Annotated in this window: 22 protein-coding genes; 17 read left to right on the forward strand and 5 right to left on the reverse strand. The window is 49.5% G+C overall.

Translation table 11 applies throughout. The features are described 5' to 3' along the window. From fghA to H141_RS0112515, 3 genes are all read left to right on the forward strand, one after another. A complete protein-coding gene (gene fghA / locus H141_RS0112505; RefSeq protein ID WP_019676616.1) occupies window positions 1-852 on the forward strand; it encodes an S-formylglutathione hydrolase in 852 nt (283 codons plus the stop codon). A 248-nt stretch (window positions 853-1,100) separates the two neighbouring features. Then, on the forward strand, window positions 1,101-1,514 hold the full coding sequence (locus H141_RS0112510; RefSeq protein WP_019676617.1) for an HIT family protein: 414 nt from the start codon (window positions 1,101-1,103) through the stop codon (window positions 1,512-1,514). A 99-nt stretch (window positions 1,515-1,613) separates the two neighbouring features. Further along, a complete protein-coding gene (locus tag H141_RS0112515) occupies window positions 1,614-3,626 on the forward strand; it encodes a bifunctional metallophosphatase/5'-nucleotidase (RefSeq protein ID WP_019676618.1) in 2,013 nt (670 codons plus the stop codon). Here the strand turns inward: H141_RS0112515 and chrA are convergent. After that, the gene (gene chrA, locus H141_RS0112520) at window positions 3,623-4,975 is read right to left on the reverse strand and encodes a chromate efflux transporter (protein WP_019676619.1); all 1,353 of its coding nucleotides are present in this window, start codon (window positions 4,973-4,975) and stop codon (window positions 3,623-3,625) included. The two genes, H141_RS0112515 and chrA, sit on opposite strands and share 4 nt — an antisense overlap. A gap of 10 nt (window positions 4,976-4,985) precedes the next feature. Continuing rightward, window positions 4,986-5,534, reverse strand: coding sequence for an Lrp/AsnC family transcriptional regulator (locus H141_RS0112525; protein ID WP_240473122.1), 549 nt, complete (start codon window positions 5,532-5,534; stop codon window positions 4,986-4,988). A gap of 66 nt (window positions 5,535-5,600) precedes the next feature. Here H141_RS0112525 and H141_RS0112530 point away from each other — a divergent pair, with 66 nt between their 5' ends. From H141_RS0112530 to H141_RS0112560, 7 genes are all read left to right on the forward strand, one after another. Beyond that, window positions 5,601-6,815 carry an aspartate aminotransferase family protein gene (locus tag H141_RS0112530; protein ID WP_019676621.1) on the forward strand — a complete coding sequence of 405 codons (1,215 nt, stop codon included), beginning with the start codon at window positions 5,601-5,603 and terminating at the stop codon, window positions 6,813-6,815. Between the two features lie 3 nt (window positions 6,816-6,818). Continuing rightward, a complete protein-coding gene (gene astA, locus H141_RS0112535; protein WP_019676622.1) occupies window positions 6,819-7,859 on the forward strand; it encodes an arginine N-succinyltransferase in 1,041 nt (346 codons plus the stop codon). A 92-nt stretch (window positions 7,860-7,951) separates the two neighbouring features. Beyond that, on the forward strand, window positions 7,952-8,755 hold the full coding sequence (locus H141_RS0112540; protein WP_019676623.1) for a DUF1338 domain-containing protein: 804 nt from the start codon (window positions 7,952-7,954) through the stop codon (window positions 8,753-8,755). A 201-nt stretch (window positions 8,756-8,956) separates the two neighbouring features. After that, entirely contained in the window at window positions 8,957-9,199 is a 243-nt protein-coding gene (locus H141_RS0112545; protein ID WP_019676624.1) for a type II toxin-antitoxin system Phd/YefM family antitoxin, read from the forward strand. After that, on the forward strand, window positions 9,196-9,459 hold the full coding sequence (locus H141_RS0112550) for a Txe/YoeB family addiction module toxin (RefSeq protein ID WP_019676625.1): 264 nt from the start codon (window positions 9,196-9,198) through the stop codon (window positions 9,457-9,459). The genes H141_RS0112545 and H141_RS0112550 overlap by 4 nt, the downstream gene beginning before the upstream one ends. A 23-nt stretch (window positions 9,460-9,482) precedes the next feature. Next, window positions 9,483-10,727: a serine hydrolase domain-containing protein gene (locus H141_RS0112555; protein WP_026349430.1), complete on the forward strand. Its 1,245-nt coding sequence runs from the start codon at window positions 9,483-9,485 to the stop codon at window positions 10,725-10,727. Between the two features lie 166 nt (window positions 10,728-10,893). Beyond that, window positions 10,894-12,375 (forward strand): FG-GAP repeat domain-containing protein, encoded by a 1,482-nt coding sequence (locus H141_RS0112560; protein ID WP_019676627.1) that lies wholly within the window; start codon window positions 10,894-10,896, stop codon window positions 12,373-12,375. Window positions 12,376-12,408: 33 nt separating this feature from the next. Here H141_RS0112560 and H141_RS0112565 read toward each other — a convergent pair whose 3' ends face one another. The 3 genes from H141_RS0112565 to H141_RS0112575 are packed head-to-tail and all read right to left on the reverse strand — an operon-like array spanning window position 12,409 to window position 14,636. Then, window positions 12,409-12,804, reverse strand: a complete 396-nt coding sequence (locus H141_RS0112565; RefSeq protein ID WP_019676628.1) for a CBS domain-containing protein — start codon at window positions 12,802-12,804, stop codon at window positions 12,409-12,411. Window positions 12,805-12,813: 9 nt separating this feature from the next. Next, window positions 12,814-13,164 (reverse strand): hypothetical protein, encoded by a 351-nt coding sequence (locus H141_RS0112570; RefSeq protein ID WP_019676629.1) that lies wholly within the window; start codon window positions 13,162-13,164, stop codon window positions 12,814-12,816. Beyond that, on the reverse strand, window positions 13,161-14,636 hold the full coding sequence (locus tag H141_RS0112575; RefSeq protein WP_019676630.1) for a DUF1538 domain-containing protein: 1,476 nt from the start codon (window positions 14,634-14,636) through the stop codon (window positions 13,161-13,163). Before H141_RS0112575 ends, H141_RS0112570 begins: the two co-directional genes overlap by 4 nt. Window positions 14,637-14,867: 231 nt before the next feature. Between H141_RS0112575 and crcB the strand changes: the two genes are divergently transcribed. From crcB to H141_RS0112610, 7 genes are all read left to right on the forward strand, one after another. Beyond that, entirely contained in the window at window positions 14,868-15,230 is a 363-nt protein-coding gene (crcB, locus tag H141_RS0112580; protein ID WP_205620386.1) for a fluoride efflux transporter CrcB, read from the forward strand. Next, window positions 15,224-15,631 (forward strand): fluoride efflux transporter FluC, encoded by a 408-nt coding sequence (locus H141_RS0112585; protein ID WP_019676633.1) that lies wholly within the window; start codon window positions 15,224-15,226, stop codon window positions 15,629-15,631. The genes crcB and H141_RS0112585 overlap by 7 nt, the downstream gene beginning before the upstream one ends. Before the next feature lie 7 nt (window positions 15,632-15,638). Next, window positions 15,639-16,220, forward strand: coding sequence for a hypothetical protein (locus H141_RS0112590; protein ID WP_019676634.1), 582 nt, complete (start codon window positions 15,639-15,641; stop codon window positions 16,218-16,220). 75 nt (window positions 16,221-16,295) lie between these two features. Further along, a complete protein-coding gene (locus tag H141_RS0112595) occupies window positions 16,296-16,931 on the forward strand; it encodes an SOUL family heme-binding protein (RefSeq protein ID WP_019676635.1) in 636 nt (211 codons plus the stop codon). Between the two features lie 95 nt (window positions 16,932-17,026). Then, window positions 17,027-17,149, forward strand: a complete 123-nt coding sequence (locus H141_RS22010) for a hypothetical protein (RefSeq protein WP_019676636.1) — start codon at window positions 17,027-17,029, stop codon at window positions 17,147-17,149. A gap of 215 nt (window positions 17,150-17,364) precedes the next feature. After that, window positions 17,365-17,661, forward strand: coding sequence for an addiction module protein (locus H141_RS0112605; RefSeq protein WP_019676637.1), 297 nt, complete (start codon window positions 17,365-17,367; stop codon window positions 17,659-17,661). 112 nt (window positions 17,662-17,773) lie between these two features. Then, a complete protein-coding gene (locus H141_RS0112610; protein WP_019676638.1) occupies window positions 17,774-18,979 on the forward strand; it encodes an IS256 family transposase in 1,206 nt (401 codons plus the stop codon). The last annotated feature ends 30 nt before the right edge of the window (window positions 18,980-19,009 follow it).

Genomic DNA, 19,009 nt, shown 5'->3' on the forward strand with positions numbered 1-19,009 from the left:
ATGACAACTTCAGCTTTAACCAAAGTTAGCGAACAACTTTGCTTTGGTGGTAAACAACTTCGTTTTAAACATCAATCAGCTGTAACCAACTGCGAAATGCAGTTCTCGGTATTTCTGCCACCTCAGGCACAAACCAGCAAGGTACCCGCGCTGTACTGGCTATCGGGCCTGACCTGCACCGATGAGAATTTCTCAGGTAAAGCCGGCGCCCAGCGGGTAGCAGCCGAATTGGGCATAGCTTTGATTATTCCGGATACCAGCCCGCGCGGCGAAGGCGTGCCGGATGATCCAGACGGCGCCTACGATTTTGGTTTAGGTGCCGGCTTTTATGTCAATGCTACCCGTGAGCCTTTCGTAAAACACTACCAGATGTATGACTATATCGTCAGTGAATTACCAGCACTGGTTGAGGCTGAGTTGCCGGTATCAGCAGTGCGGGCCATTAGTGGCCACTCTATGGGCGGCCATGGTGCGCTGGTTATTGGCTTGCGTAATCCTGAGCGTTATCGCTCAATTTCGGCTTTTTCGCCAATATGTAACCCACTAAAAAGCCCTTGGGGTATCAAAGCATTTAGCGGCTATTTGGGCGATGATCAAAGCCAATGGGTTCATTATGATGCTTCAGAGTTGCTGGCTAAAACGGAAAAGGAATTGCCAATTCTGGTCGATCAGGGTACAGCAGATAACTTTTACCCTGAGCAATTGCGCACCGACACTTTAATTGCCGCGGCAGAGCAAAGCGGCACTAAATCGCAGATCCGGCTGCAACCCGGTTATGACCACAGCTATTATTTTATCGCCAGTTTTATTGAGCAGCACTTACGCTTTCACGCAAAATATTTAGTAAACTAACTTAAGTCTGAAAAGCGGCTGGAACCCCGTTTCGGTCGCCACAGAGTGTCTGAATGAGCGAAAGCGAATGAGTTGCTGTGGCGAGCCGGGGCGGGTGTTGCAGCTAGTTTTCTTTTTGAGTTTACGGGTTATGCCGGGTTCCAGCCCGCGTTTTATATGTATTCATTTACCATACTCTGGCATTTTTGCTTTCGGTACTGGCATAATCAACTACATTTGCTGTAACGGCCCGCAACAAGGAGTATTGCATGAGCTACGATACCAATAATATTTTCGCCAAAATTCTGCGTGGTGAAATTCCCTGTTTTAAAATATATGAAGACGACTATAGCCTGGCGTTTATGGACATTATGCCGCAGGCTGACGGCCATGCCTTAGTGATCCCTAAATTTGCAGCCACCACCTTGCTGGAGATTCCGGCTGACCAGCTTACCCATACCATGACCACCGTCCAGAAAGTGATGGCAGCGCAAAAATCAGAACTGGGTGCGGAAGGCGTCGTGCTGATGCAGCTTAACGGCGAAGGTGCCGGCCAGACGGTGCGGCATTTGCATTTTCATCTTATTCCAGCCCATTTATCCCAGCTTAAACGCCATGGCGCCGAGCAAGGTGACATGGAAAAAATAAAAGCGCTGGCAGCAAAGATTGCCTTGGCTTTATAGCTAAAAATCCGGTAGATCTATGTTGCCGGTTAATGCCATTCAACCGATACCTTGCTATGGTAGCGGTTTGTTTTAGTTTTCAGTAAAACGGACCTGTTTATGTTGTTTTCCCAACGTGTTATCGCGCTTTCTCTGTCGTTATCAATTGCAGGCGTTATAGCCGGTTGCAGCAGCCCGAATGCTGTTAGCACTGGCGTAAATGTTGCCGATGGCTTACGTCTGACTCTGGTCCATATTAACGATACTCATTCTCAGTTTGATGCTACCCCAGCCAAAGTGCAGGGACCAGATGGCGAGCCACTGTATACTTTTATTGGTGGCCATCCGCGGCTGTTAACCAAGGCACAGCAATTACAACAACAGGCAAGCGCCAACGGCGTAGCCTCATTATTTTTGCATGGTGGTGATGCCTTTAAAGGCAGTGCCTATTTCGAACTATTTGAGCAAAAAATTAATATCGATATTCTGAACCGGATGGGCCTGGATGCGATGGCACTCGGTAATCACGAGTTTGATATTGGCCTGGCGAAACTGGCCGATTTTGCCGCCAATATTAACTTCCCGCTGCTGGCTGCTAATGTCGATACCACTGCCGAGCAGTTGCTGGCTAACGTTAGCAACTTAAAACGCTATCAGTTGTTTGCGGTTGACGGCACTCGTTTTAGCCGGGTTAGTAACCAGGCCGACGCGGCAGGTAAAACTATTGTTGCGGTGTTTGGCTTAGCGCTGGAAGATATGCGCAGTATGGTACCCGGTACCGGCGAGCTGGTGTTTGCCGCCGAGGTGGCATCGGCCCAGGCAACTGTCGATTATCTGCAGGCGCAGGGGATTAGCCACATAATTGCGCTGACCCATTTAGGGCATCAGCGAGATCAGAGATTAGCACAGCAGGTTAGTGGTATTGACGTGATTGTCGGCGGCCATTCCCACAGTTTACTCGGCGATTTTCGCCAATGGTATCTGGGCCAACAGCCGCCTTATGCGGAGCTGTTAACCAACCCGGATGGTGTCGGCCAGACCTGTATTGTGCAGGCCGGTCAGTTTGCCCAGGCAGTCGGGGCGGCAGAGCTTAAATTTGATAATGCTGGCCGCTTAAACCAATGCCAGGGCGAAAACACCTTACTGGCCAGCCGCGACTATTTCAGGTTGGCGCTGCGCAGTGAAAATAGCCGGATTGCGTCCTCGGAGCAGGCCAAAACTGAAAGTTATATTAACCAGCTTAAACGTACTGCTATCACTGAAGAGAATTCACAGTTGCGTCAGGTGTTAAATGAGGTGTACTTGCCCGCGGTGCGTAAAGCCTATGGTGAGCAAATCAGTGCTACCGAGCAAACGATTAATCATGTGCGGTTGCCGGGCACGGGTGGCAGTGATCAGCATGGCTCGGTATTGGCCGGCCATATTAGCGATGCCATGTATTATTGGTTAAATCAGCCGGCGGTGCGGGCTAAAACCGGCCGCAAGGTCGATTTCAGCTTAATTGGCGCCGGTAATATCCGCGCTAATCTGGAAGCCGGTGCCATTTATGAAGGCCATATCCGCTTAGAAGTATTACCCTTTGATACTCCACTCAGTATTTTGACGGTAACCGGCGCTGAGCTTAGTGAATTGCTGCATCAGGTGATTAGTGCCACCTTGCCAGAGGGCGCCCATGCCGGCAAATTCCCATATGCCAGCCATTTACGCTATATCGCCCGTGAAGCGGAAAATGGTCAGGCAGTACTGGAGCAGTTGCAATGGTTGCAGGGTGAGCGCTGGCAGGATATTGAGCCGGAGGCAACATACCGCCTGGCAACTACCAGTTATTTAGCTAATGGAAACGATGGCTGGCAAAGGTTACAGCAGGTACAGCAGCAAAGTACCGATCGGATTGACGTGATTATTGAACAGCAGCAACTGGCCATTTATCCGCTTAACCGGGTAGCAGCGATTACTGACAGCAGTGGCCAGCAGGCTTTTGTGCCGCAGTATCAGCAGGCCGGTGGCCTGCCGTGTAAAGTAGCGGGCAACGACTGCAAGGTGGCTGCCGCGGCGATGATCGATTATTTAAAAGCCACACCAGCCCTGTGGCAACAACAACGGCAACCTACCGTTACCCTTAACAGGCGTTAGAGCAGGCCCTGGACCAGACTAAGCAGCATGCCGGCCACGGCTGCTGCTGCCAATACCCGCATAATACTTTGCTCAAATTTAAATAACGCCAGGCCGGCTGCCAGGCCCAGCAGCAAGGAGATAATATCAACCTTACCGCTTAACCCCTCTGGCCACAGCACATAGTAGCCAAAAAACAGCGCCAGATTAACTATTACCCCGACTACAGCGGCGGTAACGCCAGTTAATGGCCCGGTAAAAGCTGCTTGCTGACGGCTGGCTTCCACTAGAGGCGCGCCGGCAATAATAAACAGAAAAGACGGCAAAAAGGTGAAGAAGGTAACGATGGCCGCCGCCATAAACCCGGCCTGGAATAAACTATCCGGGCCAAATAACTGCTCGCTCCAGCCGGCCACAAAACCAACAAAGGTTACTACCATAATCAGCGGCCCAGGGGTGCTTTCGCCCAGTGCCAGGCCATCAATCATTTGCAGCGCCGTTAGCCACTGATATTGCTCTACCGCTGCCTGATACACATAAGGCAATACCGCATAAGCACCGCCAAAGGTGAGCAATGCGGCCTTGGTGAAAAACCAGGCCAGTTGGGTTTGGGTGCTATGCCAGCCATAAATAGCCGTTAGCAAGCCAATCGCCGCCAGCCAGATGGCGATGCCTATTGTCACTGCCACTAGCAGTTTGCGCCAGCTAAAGCGTTGTGCAGCGGTTGGTGCGTTGTCGTCATTAATAATAGCTGTAGTTTGCGCAGCACTGGCGGCTTGCGCTGTCATTGAGTGCTGGGCAGCTGGCGCCTTCAGCTGCGCTGGACACCACTTCATTAATAGCCAACCTGCCAATGCAGCAATTAAGATAATAAGTGGAAAGGGCACATTAAAGCCGGCAATAGCAATTAATGCCAACAGCGCTAACGCTGCCAGGGTAGGGGTATGCAGGGTTTTCTTTGCCAGGCGCCAGCCAGCAAATAACACGATGGCGGTAACGGCGGGCTTAATACCATACAGCACGCCTTGCAGCAGCGGTAAGTCGCCATGCGCCAGATAGAGCCAGGCTAATAAAGATAAAATGAAGAACGATGGCAGAATAAACAGCCCACCTGCAATAAAAGCGCCGCGTTTGCCATGCAGCAGCCAGCCGATGTAAGTAGCCAGTTGCTGTGCTTCCGGCCCCGGTAGCAGCATCGTGTAATTCAGGGCGTGCAAAAAACGTTGCTCTGATAGCCAACGGCGTTTTTCCACCAGCTCCTGGTGCATCATACCAAGCTGGCCGGCCGGGCCACCAAAGCTGATAAAACCCAGTTTCAGCCAGTACAAGAATGCTTCGCGCAGGCTGACCTGAGTTTGCTGCTCTGACATCAGACGTTCCTTAACGTTTAAACTTGGTTTCCAGAATAACCGAAGACGTGGTGCGTTCCACCCCTTCCAGGTTGCCTATGTCATCCAGAATATGGCTCAGCTGCTCGGTATTTTGCGCCTGTACTATGGCAATTAAGTCATATTCGCCGCTGATGGCATACAGTGCCGCCACCTGAGGAATCTGCTTAAGCTCAATATTGGTGCGGGCGGTTAGTTTCTGACGCACTTTGATACTGACATGGGCTGCTACCAAGGTGGCTAAATACGCATCGCCGTACTCTACCGTGTAGCCTTTAATTACCCCACTTAATTCCAGTTTTTGCAGCCGGGTTTGCACGGTAGAGCGTGACACGTTGAGCTGACGGGCTAAATCAGAAATACTGGCCCGGGCGTTATGTTGTAGCACCGCTAATAGTTTTTCATCTTCTTTGGTAATTGAGCTTTTAATAGAGCTTTCTGACATTTTGCTAAATCTACCCGTTAAAATGGCGTAATTACCTATTAAATTGTCAATAATGATACTGCACATTGCTAAGGTTAGCCAATATAATAATGGCATTATTTCCGCCCCAACTAACACTAACAACATTGACGGGGCTTTGGCAAAAAGACAGAGGTTATAAAAATGGTAGTAAGCAGAAGTTTATTTGATGAAGTAATGGTACCAAACTATGCCCCGGCGCAGATTATTCCGGTAAAAGGCCAGGGGTCGAAGCTGTGGGACCAGGCGGGCAAAGAGTATATCGATTTTGCCGGTGGTATTGCTGTTAATTGTCTGGGCCATTGTCATCCGGCTTTAGTTACTGCCTTAAAAGATCAGGCCGATAAGCTGTGGCATTTATCTAATGTATTAACCAACGAGCCTGCACTACTGCTTGCCAAAGCGCTGGTCGATAATACCTTCGCGGAAAAAGTCTACTTTGCCAACTCAGGCGCCGAAGCCAACGAAGCTGCACTGAAACTGGCCCGTCGTTATGCTAAAGACAAGTATGGCGAGCATAAAGACCAGATCATCTCGTTTAAACAGGGCTTTCATGGCCGTACTTTCTTTACTGTCACGGTTGGTGGCCAGCCTGCCTATTCTGATGGCTTTGGCCCGAAGCCGGAAGGCATCGAGCACGCCGAGTTTAATAACCTGGATAGCTTAAAGGCGCTGATCAGTGCCAATACCTGTGCGGTAATGGTTGAGCCGATGCAGGGCGAGGGCGGTGTGGTACCAGCTACTCACGACTTTATTAAAGGTGTGCGTGAACTGTGCGATGCCAACAATGCGCTGCTGATTTTTGATGAAGTGCAAACCGGCGTCGGCCGTACCGGCCAGTTGTATGCCTATATGGCTTATGGCGTTACCCCGGATATTCTCACCACAGCCAAAGCGCTGGGTGGCGGCTTCCCGATTGGTGCTATGTTAACTACCACCGAGATTGCCAAGCACTTAGTGGTCGGCACCCACGGTTCTACCTATGGCGGTAACCCATTGGCTTGTGCGGTGGCGCTGGCGGCAGTGGACACGGTGAATACCCCGGCAGTACTTAACGGCGTGCAGGCCAAAGCAGAGCTGTTTAAGCAGGAATTACAGCGGATCAACGATAAATACCAGGTATTTAGTGAAGTACGTGGTATGGGCTTATTAATTGGTGCGGTATTAAATGCTGATTATGCCGGTAAAGCGCGGGATATTATGCTGGCGGGCGCTGAGCACGGGGTAATGACCCTGGTTGCCGGGATGAACGTAGTGCGCTTTGCGCCAAGTTTAGTTATTCCGGATGCCGATATTATTGAAGGCATGGCGCGGTTTGAGCAAGCGATTGCTCAGATCGCCGCAGCAAAGCAGGCGTAAATTATGTTGGTTATCAGGCCTATTACTGCCGCTGATTTTGCGGCATTAAAACAAATCGCCATTGAATCCGGCCATGGCTTTACCTCCTTGCCGGTGCATGATGCACGCTTAACCCAAAAAATTAAGCATGCCGAGCAAAGCTTTAATGCCGACGTAACTGCGCCTGGCGATCAGGGTTATTTGTTTGTGCTGGAAGATACCACTAGCGGCGAAATAGTCGGGACTACCGGTATTGAAGCCGCCGTTGGCTTGCAAACCCCACTGTATCATTTTCAGCAAAACACCGTTATTCACCACAGTGCTGAGCTGAACGTGATGAACCAGCTGCGTACCCTGACCCTGTGTAATGACTACACTGGTGCCTCGGAAATTTGTACGCTGTTTTTGCGCGAAAGCTACCGCCGTAACCATGCCGGGCGCTTTTTATCTAAGGTACGGTTTTTATTTATGGCCGAGCACCCCCAGCGTTTCGCCAGTAAAGTGATTGCCGAAATGCGCGGTGCCGCCGATAAAGATGGCCAGCCACCATTCTGGCACTGGCTGCAAAAGCTGTTTTTAACCATCGATTTCCCGACTGCCGATCAGTTGATTGGGGTAGGTAAAAAAGCGTTTATTGCTGAGCTGATGCCGCGCCACCCGATTTATGTCGGCTTGTTGCCAGCAAGTGCTCAGGCGGTAATTGGCCAGGTGCATGAAAACACCAAGCCAGCACTGCGGATGTTGGAAAAAGAAGGCTTCAGCCATCGCGGTTATATCGATTTATTCGATGCAGGGCCGACGGTTGAAGCGCCATTGCACCAGATAAAATCAGTCGCCGCCAGCAGGAAAGTGCCGGTAAAAGTGGCTGCTACAGCAGAAGATGCCCAGGGCGAGTTTACGCTGGCGGTGGCAAATACTGCAATCCGGGATTTTCGGGCCAGCTTTGGCAAAGCCGCCCGTTATGATGAGGTTAGCAATAGCTTAATCATCAGCCCGCAGCTGGCAGAAGTTCTGCAGCTAAGTGATGGCGGTATGGCGCGTTTTATTAATCTGGATCAGGTCTGATAAGCCGCGATTGCTGTATAATGCGCGCCGTTAAATAAACCTTATTAAGTTAACTTTTTAAACATTGTGATTAGACCTAAACCGGAGTAGATATGCACACTGATGTAAATGCCCTGTTCGCCAACTTATGGCAAGACTATGTAGCGGTAACGCCGTCGGCTAAAAAAGTGCACCAGCTGCTGGGTTCGTCACAACAGGATGATGTGATAAATGACCATATTGCCCTGCGCACTTTCAACCTGGAAAAAGTAGGCCTGGACAAACTGGCCGCACATTTTCTGGCATTGGGTTACGAAGAGTGCGGTGAGTATCACTTTGCAGCGAAAAAGCTCTATGCCAAGCATTTTGAGCACCCGGATCGCAACCAGCCTAAAGTGTTTATCTCGGAATTGCTGCTGGATCAATGTTCAGCCTTTTTACGTGACACCATCACCGAACTAGTTGCGCAAATACCAGATGAAGCAGTAACGGCTGATAACTTTTTATACAGCGGCACGCACTGGCAGGTAAGCCAGGCCACTTATGAAAAGCTGCTGGCTGAAAGTGAATACGCTGCCTGGGTTGCTGCCTGGGGTTACCGCGCCAACCACTTTACCGTTAGCGTAAACGAGCTGGCCAGTTTTGAAAGCTTAGAGCAGGTAAACACCGAGCTGAAACAAGCCGGCTTTTTACTGAATACCTCTGGCGGTGAAATTAAAGGCACTCCGGATGTATACCTGGAGCAGTCCTCTACCCTGGCTGATTTACACCAGGTGCAGTTCAGCGATACGGTAGCAACTATCCCCAGCTGCTTTTACGAGTTCGCCCGCCGTTACCCATTAAGCAACGGTATGCTATACAGCGGGTTTGTTGCCGCATCAGCCGATAAAATTTTTGAAAGTACTAATGCCCGTTAATTTACATTAACACCAAGCAACATGCACTTTTACTAAGGCCAGCACATCGCTGGCCTTGTTGTATCTGAGCGTAGTATTTGTACTATGTTGGATTTGTGCAAAGCACTGGCGTTAAAAGTAAGGGTGTTAAAAGCGAGCGTCTTGACGTACGTACCTAAAGGCGTACAATCGACAGTAAGTTAACCCTGCAAGAGGTGCGTTATGACTGGAATAACCGCAACTGAAGCCCGTAGCAATCTTTACCGGTTGATTGATGAAACTGCTGAGTCACACCAGCCCGTTGTCATTATGGGCAAACGTAACAACGCGGTATTGATTTCAGAAGAAGACTGGTCGGCAGTACAGGAAACGCTTTATCTGCTTTCTGTCCCTGGTATGCGCGAATCTATTCGGGAGGGAATGAGTACCCCGGTAAAAGAATGCGTTGAGGAATTGGGCTGGTGAGTTGGAAACTGGTGTATACCAGGCAAGCTCAAAAAGACGCCCAAAAGCTGGCCGCCAGTGGCCTTAAGCTCAAAGCTCAAGAGTTGTTGACACTCATTTCCGCAGATCCATACGCTAAGCCCCCTCCGTTTGAAAAGCTGGTTGGCGATCTTGCCGGAGCGTACTCACGTCGGATCAATATTCAGCATCGCCTGGTATATCAGGTGTTGGAACAGGAGCGAGTGGTTAAAGTTCTCCGGCTTTGGAGCCACTATGAGTAACGCATAACAAGGAGTAACGCTAAATGTCCTTCTTCCAACTTTTGAAATTTTCCACTTTAATTACCTTGCTAATCTTTAGTTGTAGTGAAATCTCTGCAGAAACAAACGTCACTACAGAGCCAGCCTATCGGCATGCAAATGAACCCATCGGCACAGTGCGCCAGGTGTATGATGGCAAACTGTATCCGGATATTCAGGTAAACACCTTTCGCAATATTGACCGCTTATTTCCAACCCGCACGGTAGCGCGGGGCGACTGGGTTAGTAAGTTGCCGCATAGCGACACACCGTTGCAGGAATTTAGCTATACCGTTGCTGATCAGACGTACGATTTATACGACGTGCTGGCGATGAACCGGGTTAGTGGCATGTTGATTATTCATAACGGCGAAATTAAGTTCGAAAAATACCTGCTGGGTAATGATCAGCATACCCGCTGGATGTCGATGTCGGTGGTAAAATCGATAACCGCCATCTTAATTGGTGCGGCGATACATGACGGCCATATTAATAGTATCGATGATGAAATTACCGACTACCTGCCAGGTTTTAAGGGCACGGCTTACGATGGGGTAACGGTAAAACACCTGCTGCAGATGAGCTCGGGCGTGGCCTGGAATGAAACTTACACTGACCCTGGCTCAGACCGGCGGCGGATGCTGGAGGCGCAAATTAGTGCTAAGCGAGGCGCGGTGCTGGATTTAATGGCCTCACTGCCACGTGCTGCCGCGCCGGGAAGTGTCTGGAATTACAGTACCGGCGAAACCCAGCTGGCCGGGGCGTTGGTTAGGGCAGCGACCCGTAAGCCGGTGGCGGAGTATTTGTCAGAGAAAATCTGGGCGCCGCTTGGCATGGAAGCTAATGCTAACTGGTGGCTGCAATCGCCGGATGGCCTTGAGGTAGGGGGCAGTGGTTTGTCGGCAACCTTGCGTGATTACGGCCGTTTTGGGCTGTTTATGCTAAATGAGGGTATGATCAGCAAAGATAATCAGCAACTTCGTGTCTTGCCACAGGGCTGGATGCAAGCGGCCAGCACCCGCCAGGTAGTAGGCGGCAAGAGGGTTAATTATGGCTATATGTTGTGGCCAATGCACGACAACAGTTATGCTGCTGAAGGCATTTTTGGCCAGTATGTGTTTGTTGATCCTGACACCAACCTGGTAGTGGTGCAGTGGGCGGCACAACCAAAGCCGCTGTACCGGGTGGGGCTGGATGAATATACTTTTTTTAAGGCGCTGTCTGACTATTTCGCAAAGCAGAGTAACTAGCCCTGCATTGCCTAACCAGATCCTGACAGCAGCAACTGCTGTTAATGCTGTTGGAACGGATTGATCCAGGTTGCTTTGCTGATAGTATTCAGTCACTAACCTGGTTCAGATTAACTTGATGGCCATTGAGTGGCCGCTCTACTAGCTTAATAATTCAGGGATGGCTATGCCAATTTACCGGTTTTTACTGTTAGCATTAATCAGTGCGCCGCTCGCTGCCAAGCAGCCGGACAAGGTCACCATAGCGCTGGGGCATCCGGCCAATGGCAATATGGTGCATCTGGATGAGGCCAAGCTGTTGGCGGTATCTGGCTTCAGCCAGTTTGAGCGTTGGTTAAGCCTGGTTAATCTGACGGATTATCAGGTACAGCAAGTGGCTATTCCTGGCAATGCCCAGTACTTTAATCAGGCTACTGTTTTGCAGGACTCTGCAACAAACAGCAAGGCAACAAACAGCAAGCCGCTTAGCCGCCAGGCGCTGGTTTTTCTTACCCTGGATGGCATCAGCGCCTATAACCCTGAGCGCAATCAGCTTGAGCAATTAGTTGTTAGCCCTTCTATTTACCGGGTGCTGGACAAAAACCGGCTACGCAGCGCCGACTTTGTGCTGGAGCTTGGCAGTAACAGAGCTGATTTTCTGGTGCCAGATTTTAATCACAGCCATTTATTCCGGCAGCAGCCTGATGGTAGTTTTAGACAATATTCGCTGAATATTGGCCCGCTGGTAACCAGCTGGCGTGACAGCCCCAGTTATGAGCCACGGCGCCATTTCGTTGTTGATGTCGATTTAGACGGCCGGCTCGATTTAGCCTTTGTTGCCGGTGGTAAATTTCAGGTGTTTTACCAACTGGCTGATGGTAGCTTTAACACTGAGCCGGTAATCCAGAATTGGCCTGTTTCCCTGTCGACCGAGCAGGAAGCCGACCAGCGTAATGACGCCGGACGAAGCTACAGCGGTCAGAATATAGATAGTTTGCGGGATATTACCGACATTGATGGTGATGGTATTGCCGATATTGTGGTCAACCGCGAGCAACTGGCCGATGCGCTGGAGCGTAACAACAGCTTTCGGGTGCATTTTGGTAAAAAAACCGCTACCGGCTTAAACTTTAATGCAGAGCCGGATACCCGGATCACCACTGACACGTCGCCGATAGCGGTAGTGATTGACGATTTTAACGCCGATGGCCGTAAAGATTTTTATATTCCCAGCACTCACTTTGGCGTTGGCACTATCGTGCGGGTGTTACTGCGGGGCAGTGCTAACCTTGATATCGATTTTTACTTGTTAAATGAACAACGGCAGTACAGCAGCAGTGCAGATTTTAAACAGAATGCCACTATCGATGTCAGTATCAGTAACCTGCGTTACGATATGCCATTGTTTGAGCTGGCAAACCTGGATGGCAGTGGCCAGAAAAGTCTTATTGTCGGTGAGGGCGGCGATGAACTACGATTTTACAGCCCGGAACCGGGCCGCTTGTTCAGCAAACGATCGGAGCGGCTGAAACTTACCCTGCCACGCGATGCCCGTAAAGTGCTGGTGGCTGATTTAACCGGTAATGGTAAAGACGACATCGTGCTGCCGTTTGACGCTCAGGATGCCGAATCACAGCGCAATCAATTGCTGTTATTGCTTAATCTTTAGCCCTTAGCTGATAGCGCTTCTGGCAAAGCAGGGCTAGTCAATCAGTCGCAAGATATCGCTAATCATATCGTCCATGGTCAGCAAGCCAACCAGCTGGTTATCACTGGTGACCAGCAAGCGTTTTAAACGATGCTGGCTCATTAAATCGGCAGCATGTTTTACCGCCATTTCCTGGCTAACGGCAATGGCCGGTTTAATGCACACGTCGTAGACATTGATTAAATCGATATCGCCTTCTTCGGCAATAATGGTTTTTAAAATATTGGTGTAGGTAATCAAGCCATAAGCATCATGCGGGCTGTGACGATCGACTACCAGGCACTTAACATTATGCTTTTTCATCATGCTCAGTGCTTCACGCAGGGTACTAAAGGGCGAAATGCAGATCACATCTGCTACCATCAGATGTTTTACCAGTTTTGTGGCCATTGTTAACTCCTAATCATGTTGCTCGCGCAAGTGTTGTTCAAACTTCATTACCTGGCTCATATCCAGCCCGGTTAAATGATCAATCGGCACGGTAAAGGCAATGCCGCGTGAATCTCCATCATCCAGCAGTAAGCTTTGCATTTTCTTTAAGATAGGTAGCGATAATTGTTTGGCTACCACCATCAACAGCACCGTTTGGCTGCCTTCAAAGGTCATACCAAAAAAGGTTTTGCGGTTATCCGCAGCAATACCACGGCCTGACAAAATAGTAATACCGGTAGCGCCAGCTTGTTTGGCCTGACTGATGGCTTGTTCTTCCAGCTCATCCGGGGCAATAACCACTATTGCTGAGAATTTCATGTTGGATCACTCCTGACTTGGCTAAACCGCTCCACCACTATGGCGTACAACATTACGGTTATGATTGGAAAAATAGAGGCAAAGGCAATTAAGCCAAAGCCATCAATTAACACATTGCGGCCTTCAATCGAGCTGGCCAGGCCAATACCCAGCGCGGTTACCAAAGGCACGGTAACTTCAGAGGTGGTAACACCACCTAAATCAAAGGCCAGCGCCACAATATATTTAGGGGCGAGGGCAGTGAGAAATACCACTAACACATAGCCAGCCATAATGTAGTAATGAATAGAATCGCCGCTGATGATGCGGTACACGCCTACGGTAATACCAATGGCTACGCCAAAGGCCACGATAAGCCGGATAACTGACCCCTGCAATTTACCGCGGGCGGCTTGTTCTGCCTGGTTGCCAATGGCAATTAACGCTGGCTCTGCCATAGTGGTGGCGAAGCCAATCATAAAAGCAAACAGCAAAATTAAACTGTTATAGCCTTTATTAATCAGCTGTTCTGCCATCAGGCTGCCTACCGGAAAAAGCCCCAGTTTCAGGCCAAGTACAAAAGCATACAGGCCCAATAATACCATGGTGAAACCAGCGATAACTTTTACCGGGTGGGCCAGCGGCCGCCTTAACACAAGGTATTGAAATACCAGCACCACCAAAATCATTGGCAGAATATCTTTAATCATGGTGGCTAAATCGAGCAGGGCTTGCACTAACCAGTGCAGCTCACGTTGTACCGCGGCCATCTGGTCGATGACGCTGGCGCTGCTAACGTTATATACCCAGATACCATACAACTGAACGCTGATCATCGGCACCATTACTGCAAGTGCTACCAGGCCAAAGCCATCAGTCAGTGGGTTACGGCCTTTGATTGAACTGGCCAGGCCCAATCCCAGCGCTGCAATCAAGGGCACGGTAACAATATTGGTGGTAACGCCACCCGAGTCGTACGCCAGGCCGACAATTTCGGCCGGGGCAAAAAAGGTTACCATCAAGACGATGATATAGCCGCCAATCATTAACCAGTGAATAGGCCAGCCTAAAATTATCCGCAATACACCCAGCGCCATAACGGCACCAACTGACAATGCCACAATCAGCCTTAAGGTTAAGCCGTTAACCCGGCCCTGGCTGATTTGCTCGGCTTGCTCAGCTACGGCAATCAGCGCCGGTTCGGCAATTACCGCGGCAAAACCGATAGCAAAGCCAAAGCACATTAAAATGGGTAAAGAGCCTTTGCGGGCAAATTGGTTGGCGAGGTTTTTACCAACCGGAAAGATACTCAGCTCCAGCCCCAGTAAAAAAAGCGCGATACCAATGGCAACAATAAATAAACCAATGATAATGCTTATAGGATCACTGGGCAGGCTCTGGAAAATAGCGAACTGAAAAAACAACACCACCAACACTATCGGTAACAGGTTTTTTAAAGCATGCAGCAGTTGCTGTAAAAATTGCTGTAGCACTTTAACTCCTGAAAGTTTGCTGGCGCTAATAACGTAATTGTAACGTAAAGTAGCAACAATCCCAATTAATAAACCATATTAAAAATTTGATATACCGCAAGATGTTTGGACAAACTGCCTTCCGGTAGCCGCTTGACAGGCCCTGGTCAGCCGGTTAGTGTCTGCAGCATTCTCCCAAACATCAATTTAAGTTTGCGCTTGAACGACATCATCTTGTCCGGTTCGTTAGTTTTGCCAGCAGCGCTTGCCGCCGCCGCGGGTGGCATGCTGCGTTTTGCTGTGGCCAATACTGTTGCCAGATTTTGGGGCGTGCAGTTTCCGCTGGGTACTTTACTGGTTAATAGCAGTGGCGCCCTGGTAATCGGCTTTATCGCTGCATTGGTGTTAGCAAAGCCCGATTTTTCTGATTGGGGCCTGGTTATCAGCGTCGGTTTTTTAGGCAGCTATACCACCGTATCATCATTCAGCCTGCAAACCGTTATCTTGTGGCAGAGCCACCATTACCGCCAGGCATTGCTGAATATTGGCTTATCATTTGGCTTATGTTTAAGTTTGGTATGCGCCGGTTTTAGCCTGGGCAACCTGATATGGTAAGGCCCGGATTTTATGTTGCAGTAGGCCTTGGCAGTGCAATAGGGGCCTTAATGCGGTTTGCTTGTTCGCTGTGGCTGGCCACGCCTGATGGCAGCTTACCGCTAGCCACCTTGCTGGTGAATGTGCTCGGTTCATTCTGGATTGGCTGCTATGTCAGCCTGACCGGGCCGGATGGCCGTTGGCAGGTATCAGCCTGGCAAAAACAGTTTATGTTAAGCGGGGTCTGTGCCGGCTTTACTACCTTCTCACTATTCAGCCTGGAGTTTATGCAATTACTACAGGCCGGGCAGATACTGCTGGCATCGGGTTATGTTGTTTTGTCACTATTACTCTGGTTGCTGGCCTGCCTGGCAGGTTTAACGCTTGGCGCCAGAGCCAACAGGCTAAGATCGTCGAATTAAGGTGGGCATGGTGTTGAAACTTTTAATTGCTGCTGCAGCTTTAGTGCTGTTAACCGCTTGCGACAAGATGCAAACCTTGTCTGAAGCCGAGCAAATTGAGCGGACTATCCGCCAGGAAGTAAGCCGTGATGTTAAGGGCTTAAATGCGCTGACTACTGTAGCCGCGGCTACGGAATATGATGGCTTTGCCTGGCGCCGTGGTGAAAAAATTCAGATAAGGCAGCGCCAGAATGGCGAGCTGGTTTTGCTGGAGCAAGCCGAGGCGCCCGATGTTATCGCCACAGCGGTACAACACCGGATCCCCAGTTTTAGTCTGGTACGCTATCAGCAAGGCTGGCTGGTGGTGTTTCGTACTTATGTCAGCAGCCATTGCCAGGTAGTATATGCTTACGCTTACCGTGGCAGCTTGCCTGATACGCCGCAATGCACAGAAGATTTATTTGCCAGCCAGGCCAACGGCAAGTGCCAAAGCCCGATTAATGACCAGTGGCAGGTATTTAAGGAATGGTTTTTCGCCGAGTCATTGGTGGCAGAGGGTAACCCGGTGTGTGCTGCCAGGGCAGAGCAGGGCTGGCAGGTGCCGCAATGAAAATTCACCGAGAAATGCTACATTTTGTCCGGTTCTTCGTATAAGCCTTATCATCAAACAATTTAAGGACATACCGTGAAATTTTTACTCTCTGTTATTGCGTCAGTATTGTTAGCCGGTTGCTCGGTATTTGGCCAGAGCAACGTGGAAACTGCTCCCTATACCTTGCTAAAAGCTGATGCTGAAAACAATATTGAAGTGCGCAATTATGACGCTATGGTGCTGGTATCCACCAGTATGGCGGGCGAGGGCCGCAATAGCGCTTTTCGCAAACTGTTTCGCTATATCGGTGGTGAGAACGAAGGCGCCACTGAAATATCGATGACAGCACCGGTGTTTATGGACAACGCTACGGCGACGGACAACGCCAAGGGTACTGAAATTGCCATGACAGCACCGGTATTTATGGATAACAGGGCCGGCGAAGCCATGATGTCATTTGTGATGCCAAAAGACTTTACCCTGCAAACCACACCTAAACCTACTAACCCTGAGGTGAAGGTTACTGAGCTTAACAACTATAAAGTTGCCGCTATTAAATTCAGCGGTACCCTGAGCAAGCGCAATGTTGCTAAACACACTAAAACCTTAACGGCCTGGATTAGCGAAAACGGCTACACCGCCATTAGTGAGCCAGTAGAAGCAGGCTATAACGGCCCGTTAACCTTACCAATGCTGCGCCATAACGAAGTACTAATTGAAATAAAGTAATAACCTGAGTGCCGGCTATTGCGCTTTGGGTAATTAGGGCCATACTGCTAAACGTATGGCGCCGCGGGCCCTTACGTACAACACAGGTGATTAAAATGAGCAAAGGCCAGGACAGTAAAAAAGACGTGAAGAAGAAACCACTATTAACCGCCAAAGAGAAGAAAGCGGCTAAATCGTCGAAGAAAAACGAAAAAAATGTGTTAGGGCATCAGAACTAGCACAAGCACTACTTAACAATACTGCGCCGACAAACCAGATTTTTGCCGGCGACATCTTCGATTAACTAAACTGATGTATTTTTATTCTCGATAGGGTCAGCTTGCTTTAAGTTTTTTTACTCATTAAGCGCTTTATTATTTCCGGTCAAATTAAGTTCCTTTCCTTCTGTTTACCCTCCGATAGATATAAGGCTGCCGCATTGCTTGGCCTTGTTATGGGGGTAATTTTGGTGCATCATTTGTTCATCGCTATTTTGAAATTTTTTGGTGATGTAATGGAAACAGTGCAACTTGAGAATATCACTATTGCCGCTATGGCCTTATCTGAGAAAGAGCGCGCTAAACTTGCACATGATTTGGTTGCGAGTTTAGATGGTCCAGCCGATCCTAGTGTGGCAGAGGCCTGGGACCTTGAGGTTTGCCGTCGGATTAAAGACATTAAATCAGGCAAAGCTGAACTGCTAGATGCTGATGAAGCCATTTCGCGCGCCAGAAGCCGGATTAGGAGCTGAGCTTGAAGGTAAAGGTTAGCACGGAAGCTACCGCAGAATTGACAGAGGCTGCTGCTGGTAGTGTTCAAAATTCTGTGTCATTTCATTAAACTAAGCGAAAAAGAGATGACACATGACCAACCCAACTTTCGATATGCAAGCGGCCATTCAGGCATTACGTGATGGCAGAGGCTTGTCCGGTAAAGACGGTATCTTAACGCCGTTAATTAAACAACTGACAGAAGCAGCGATGCAGGCCGAGTTAGAACAGCACCTTGAGCAAGGTGAAGTGCCTAATCGCAAGAACGGCAGCTCAGCCAAAACCATGAAAAGTACCTCCGGCAGCTTTGAATTAAATACGCCGCGAGACCGTGCCGGTAGCTTTGAACCGCAAATCGTCAAAAAGCACCAGACCCAGTTAACCGACGAGCTGGAGCGTAAAATCATCGGCTTGTTTGCCCTTGGCACCAGCTATCAGGATATCCGTGCACACATCGAAGAAATGTACGGTATCAGTATCTCTAACGGAACGCTCAACGCCGTTACCGACAAACTGTTACCTGAGTTGCAAGCTTGGCGTGAGCGGGAACTAGACCCGATTTACCCCATCGTCTGGCTCGATGCCATCCACTACAAAATCAAAGAAAATGGCCGCTACATCAGCAAAGCCGTTTACACCATACTGGCGGTCAATGTAGAAGGCAAAAAGGAATTACTGGGCCTGTATCTGTCTGAGCACGAAGGTGCACATCACTGGTTAAGCGTGCTGACAGACCTGCATAATCGCGGTGTGAAAGACATCCTCATCGCCTGTGTTGATGGCCTCAAAGGCTTCCCTGAAGCGATTGAGAGTATTTATCCCAGGACCGAGATACAGCACTGCATTATTCACCAAATCCGTAACTCGCTTAAGTACGTGGCCAGCAAGAACCAGAAAGCCTTTATGGCGGATTTAAAGTGCGTGTACAAAGCCACCACGTTAAACGCCGCCGAATCAGCACTGGACGAGCTTGAGGCTAAATGGGGAGAGAAGTATCCGGTGGTGATTAAATCCTGGCGTAATAAATGGCAGACGCTATCAGCCTATTTTAAATACCCGGACTACGTTAGAACTGCCATCTACACTACGAATGCCGTAGAAGCCGTGCATCGCCAGTTCCGCAAACTGACCAAAACCAAGGGCGGATTCGCCAATGAAAACAGTTTGCTTAAGCTGCTCTATGCCGGTATCTTGCAGGCATCTGAGCGTTGGACCCACCCGGTGCAAAACTGGAATCTGACGCTGTCACAGCTGTCGATACACTTCGAGGGGCGTTTAGACGCTCATATTGACCTGTGATCAGGCTGACACAGAATATTGAACACCCTC

Source organism: Arsukibacterium perlucidum DSM 18276, assembly GCF_000382165.1.
Lineage (GTDB): Bacteria > Pseudomonadota > Gammaproteobacteria > Enterobacterales > Alteromonadaceae > Alishewanella > Alishewanella perlucidum.

Coding starts and splice junctions, on each gene's coding strand:
- H141_RS0112605 (WP_019676637.1), top strand. CDS start 17,365: ATGGGGGTAATTTTGGTGCATCATTTGTTCATCGCTATTTTGAAATTT.
- H141_RS0112545 (WP_019676624.1), top strand. CDS start 8,957: ATGACTGGAATAACCGCAACTGAAGCCCGTAGCAATCTTTACCGGTTG.
- H141_RS0112585 (WP_019676633.1), top strand. CDS start 15,224: ATGGTAAGGCCCGGATTTTATGTTGCAGTAGGCCTTGGCAGTGCAATA.
- H141_RS22010 (WP_019676636.1), top strand. CDS start 17,027: ATGAGCAAAGGCCAGGACAGTAAAAAAGACGTGAAGAAGAAACCACTA.
- fghA (WP_019676616.1), top strand. CDS start 1: ATGACAACTTCAGCTTTAACCAAAGTTAGCGAACAACTTTGCTTTGGT.
- H141_RS0112530 (WP_019676621.1), top strand. CDS start 5,601: ATGGTAGTAAGCAGAAGTTTATTTGATGAAGTAATGGTACCAAACTAT.
- H141_RS0112515 (WP_019676618.1), top strand. CDS start 1,614: ATGTTGTTTTCCCAACGTGTTATCGCGCTTTCTCTGTCGTTATCAATT.
- H141_RS0112510 (WP_019676617.1), top strand. CDS start 1,101: ATGAGCTACGATACCAATAATATTTTCGCCAAAATTCTGCGTGGTGAA.
- H141_RS0112590 (WP_019676634.1), top strand. CDS start 15,639: ATGGTGTTGAAACTTTTAATTGCTGCTGCAGCTTTAGTGCTGTTAACC.
- H141_RS0112560 (WP_019676627.1), top strand. CDS start 10,894: ATGCCAATTTACCGGTTTTTACTGTTAGCATTAATCAGTGCGCCGCTC.
- H141_RS0112555 (WP_026349430.1), top strand. CDS start 9,483: ATGTCCTTCTTCCAACTTTTGAAATTTTCCACTTTAATTACCTTGCTA.
- H141_RS0112570 (WP_019676629.1), bottom strand. CDS start 13,164: ATGAAATTCTCAGCAATAGTGGTTATTGCCCCGGATGAGCTGGAAGAA.
- H141_RS0112525 (WP_240473122.1), bottom strand. CDS start 5,534: ATGCCATTATTATATTGGCTAACCTTAGCAATGTGCAGTATCATTATT.
- astA (WP_019676622.1), top strand. CDS start 6,819: ATGTTGGTTATCAGGCCTATTACTGCCGCTGATTTTGCGGCATTAAAA.
- H141_RS0112565 (WP_019676628.1), bottom strand. CDS start 12,804: ATGGCCACAAAACTGGTAAAACATCTGATGGTAGCAGATGTGATCTGC.
- H141_RS0112540 (WP_019676623.1), top strand. CDS start 7,952: ATGCACACTGATGTAAATGCCCTGTTCGCCAACTTATGGCAAGACTAT.
- chrA (WP_019676619.1), bottom strand. CDS start 4,975: ATGTCAGAGCAGCAAACTCAGGTCAGCCTGCGCGAAGCATTCTTGTAC.
- H141_RS0112610 (WP_019676638.1), top strand. CDS start 17,774: ATGACCAACCCAACTTTCGATATGCAAGCGGCCATTCAGGCATTACGT.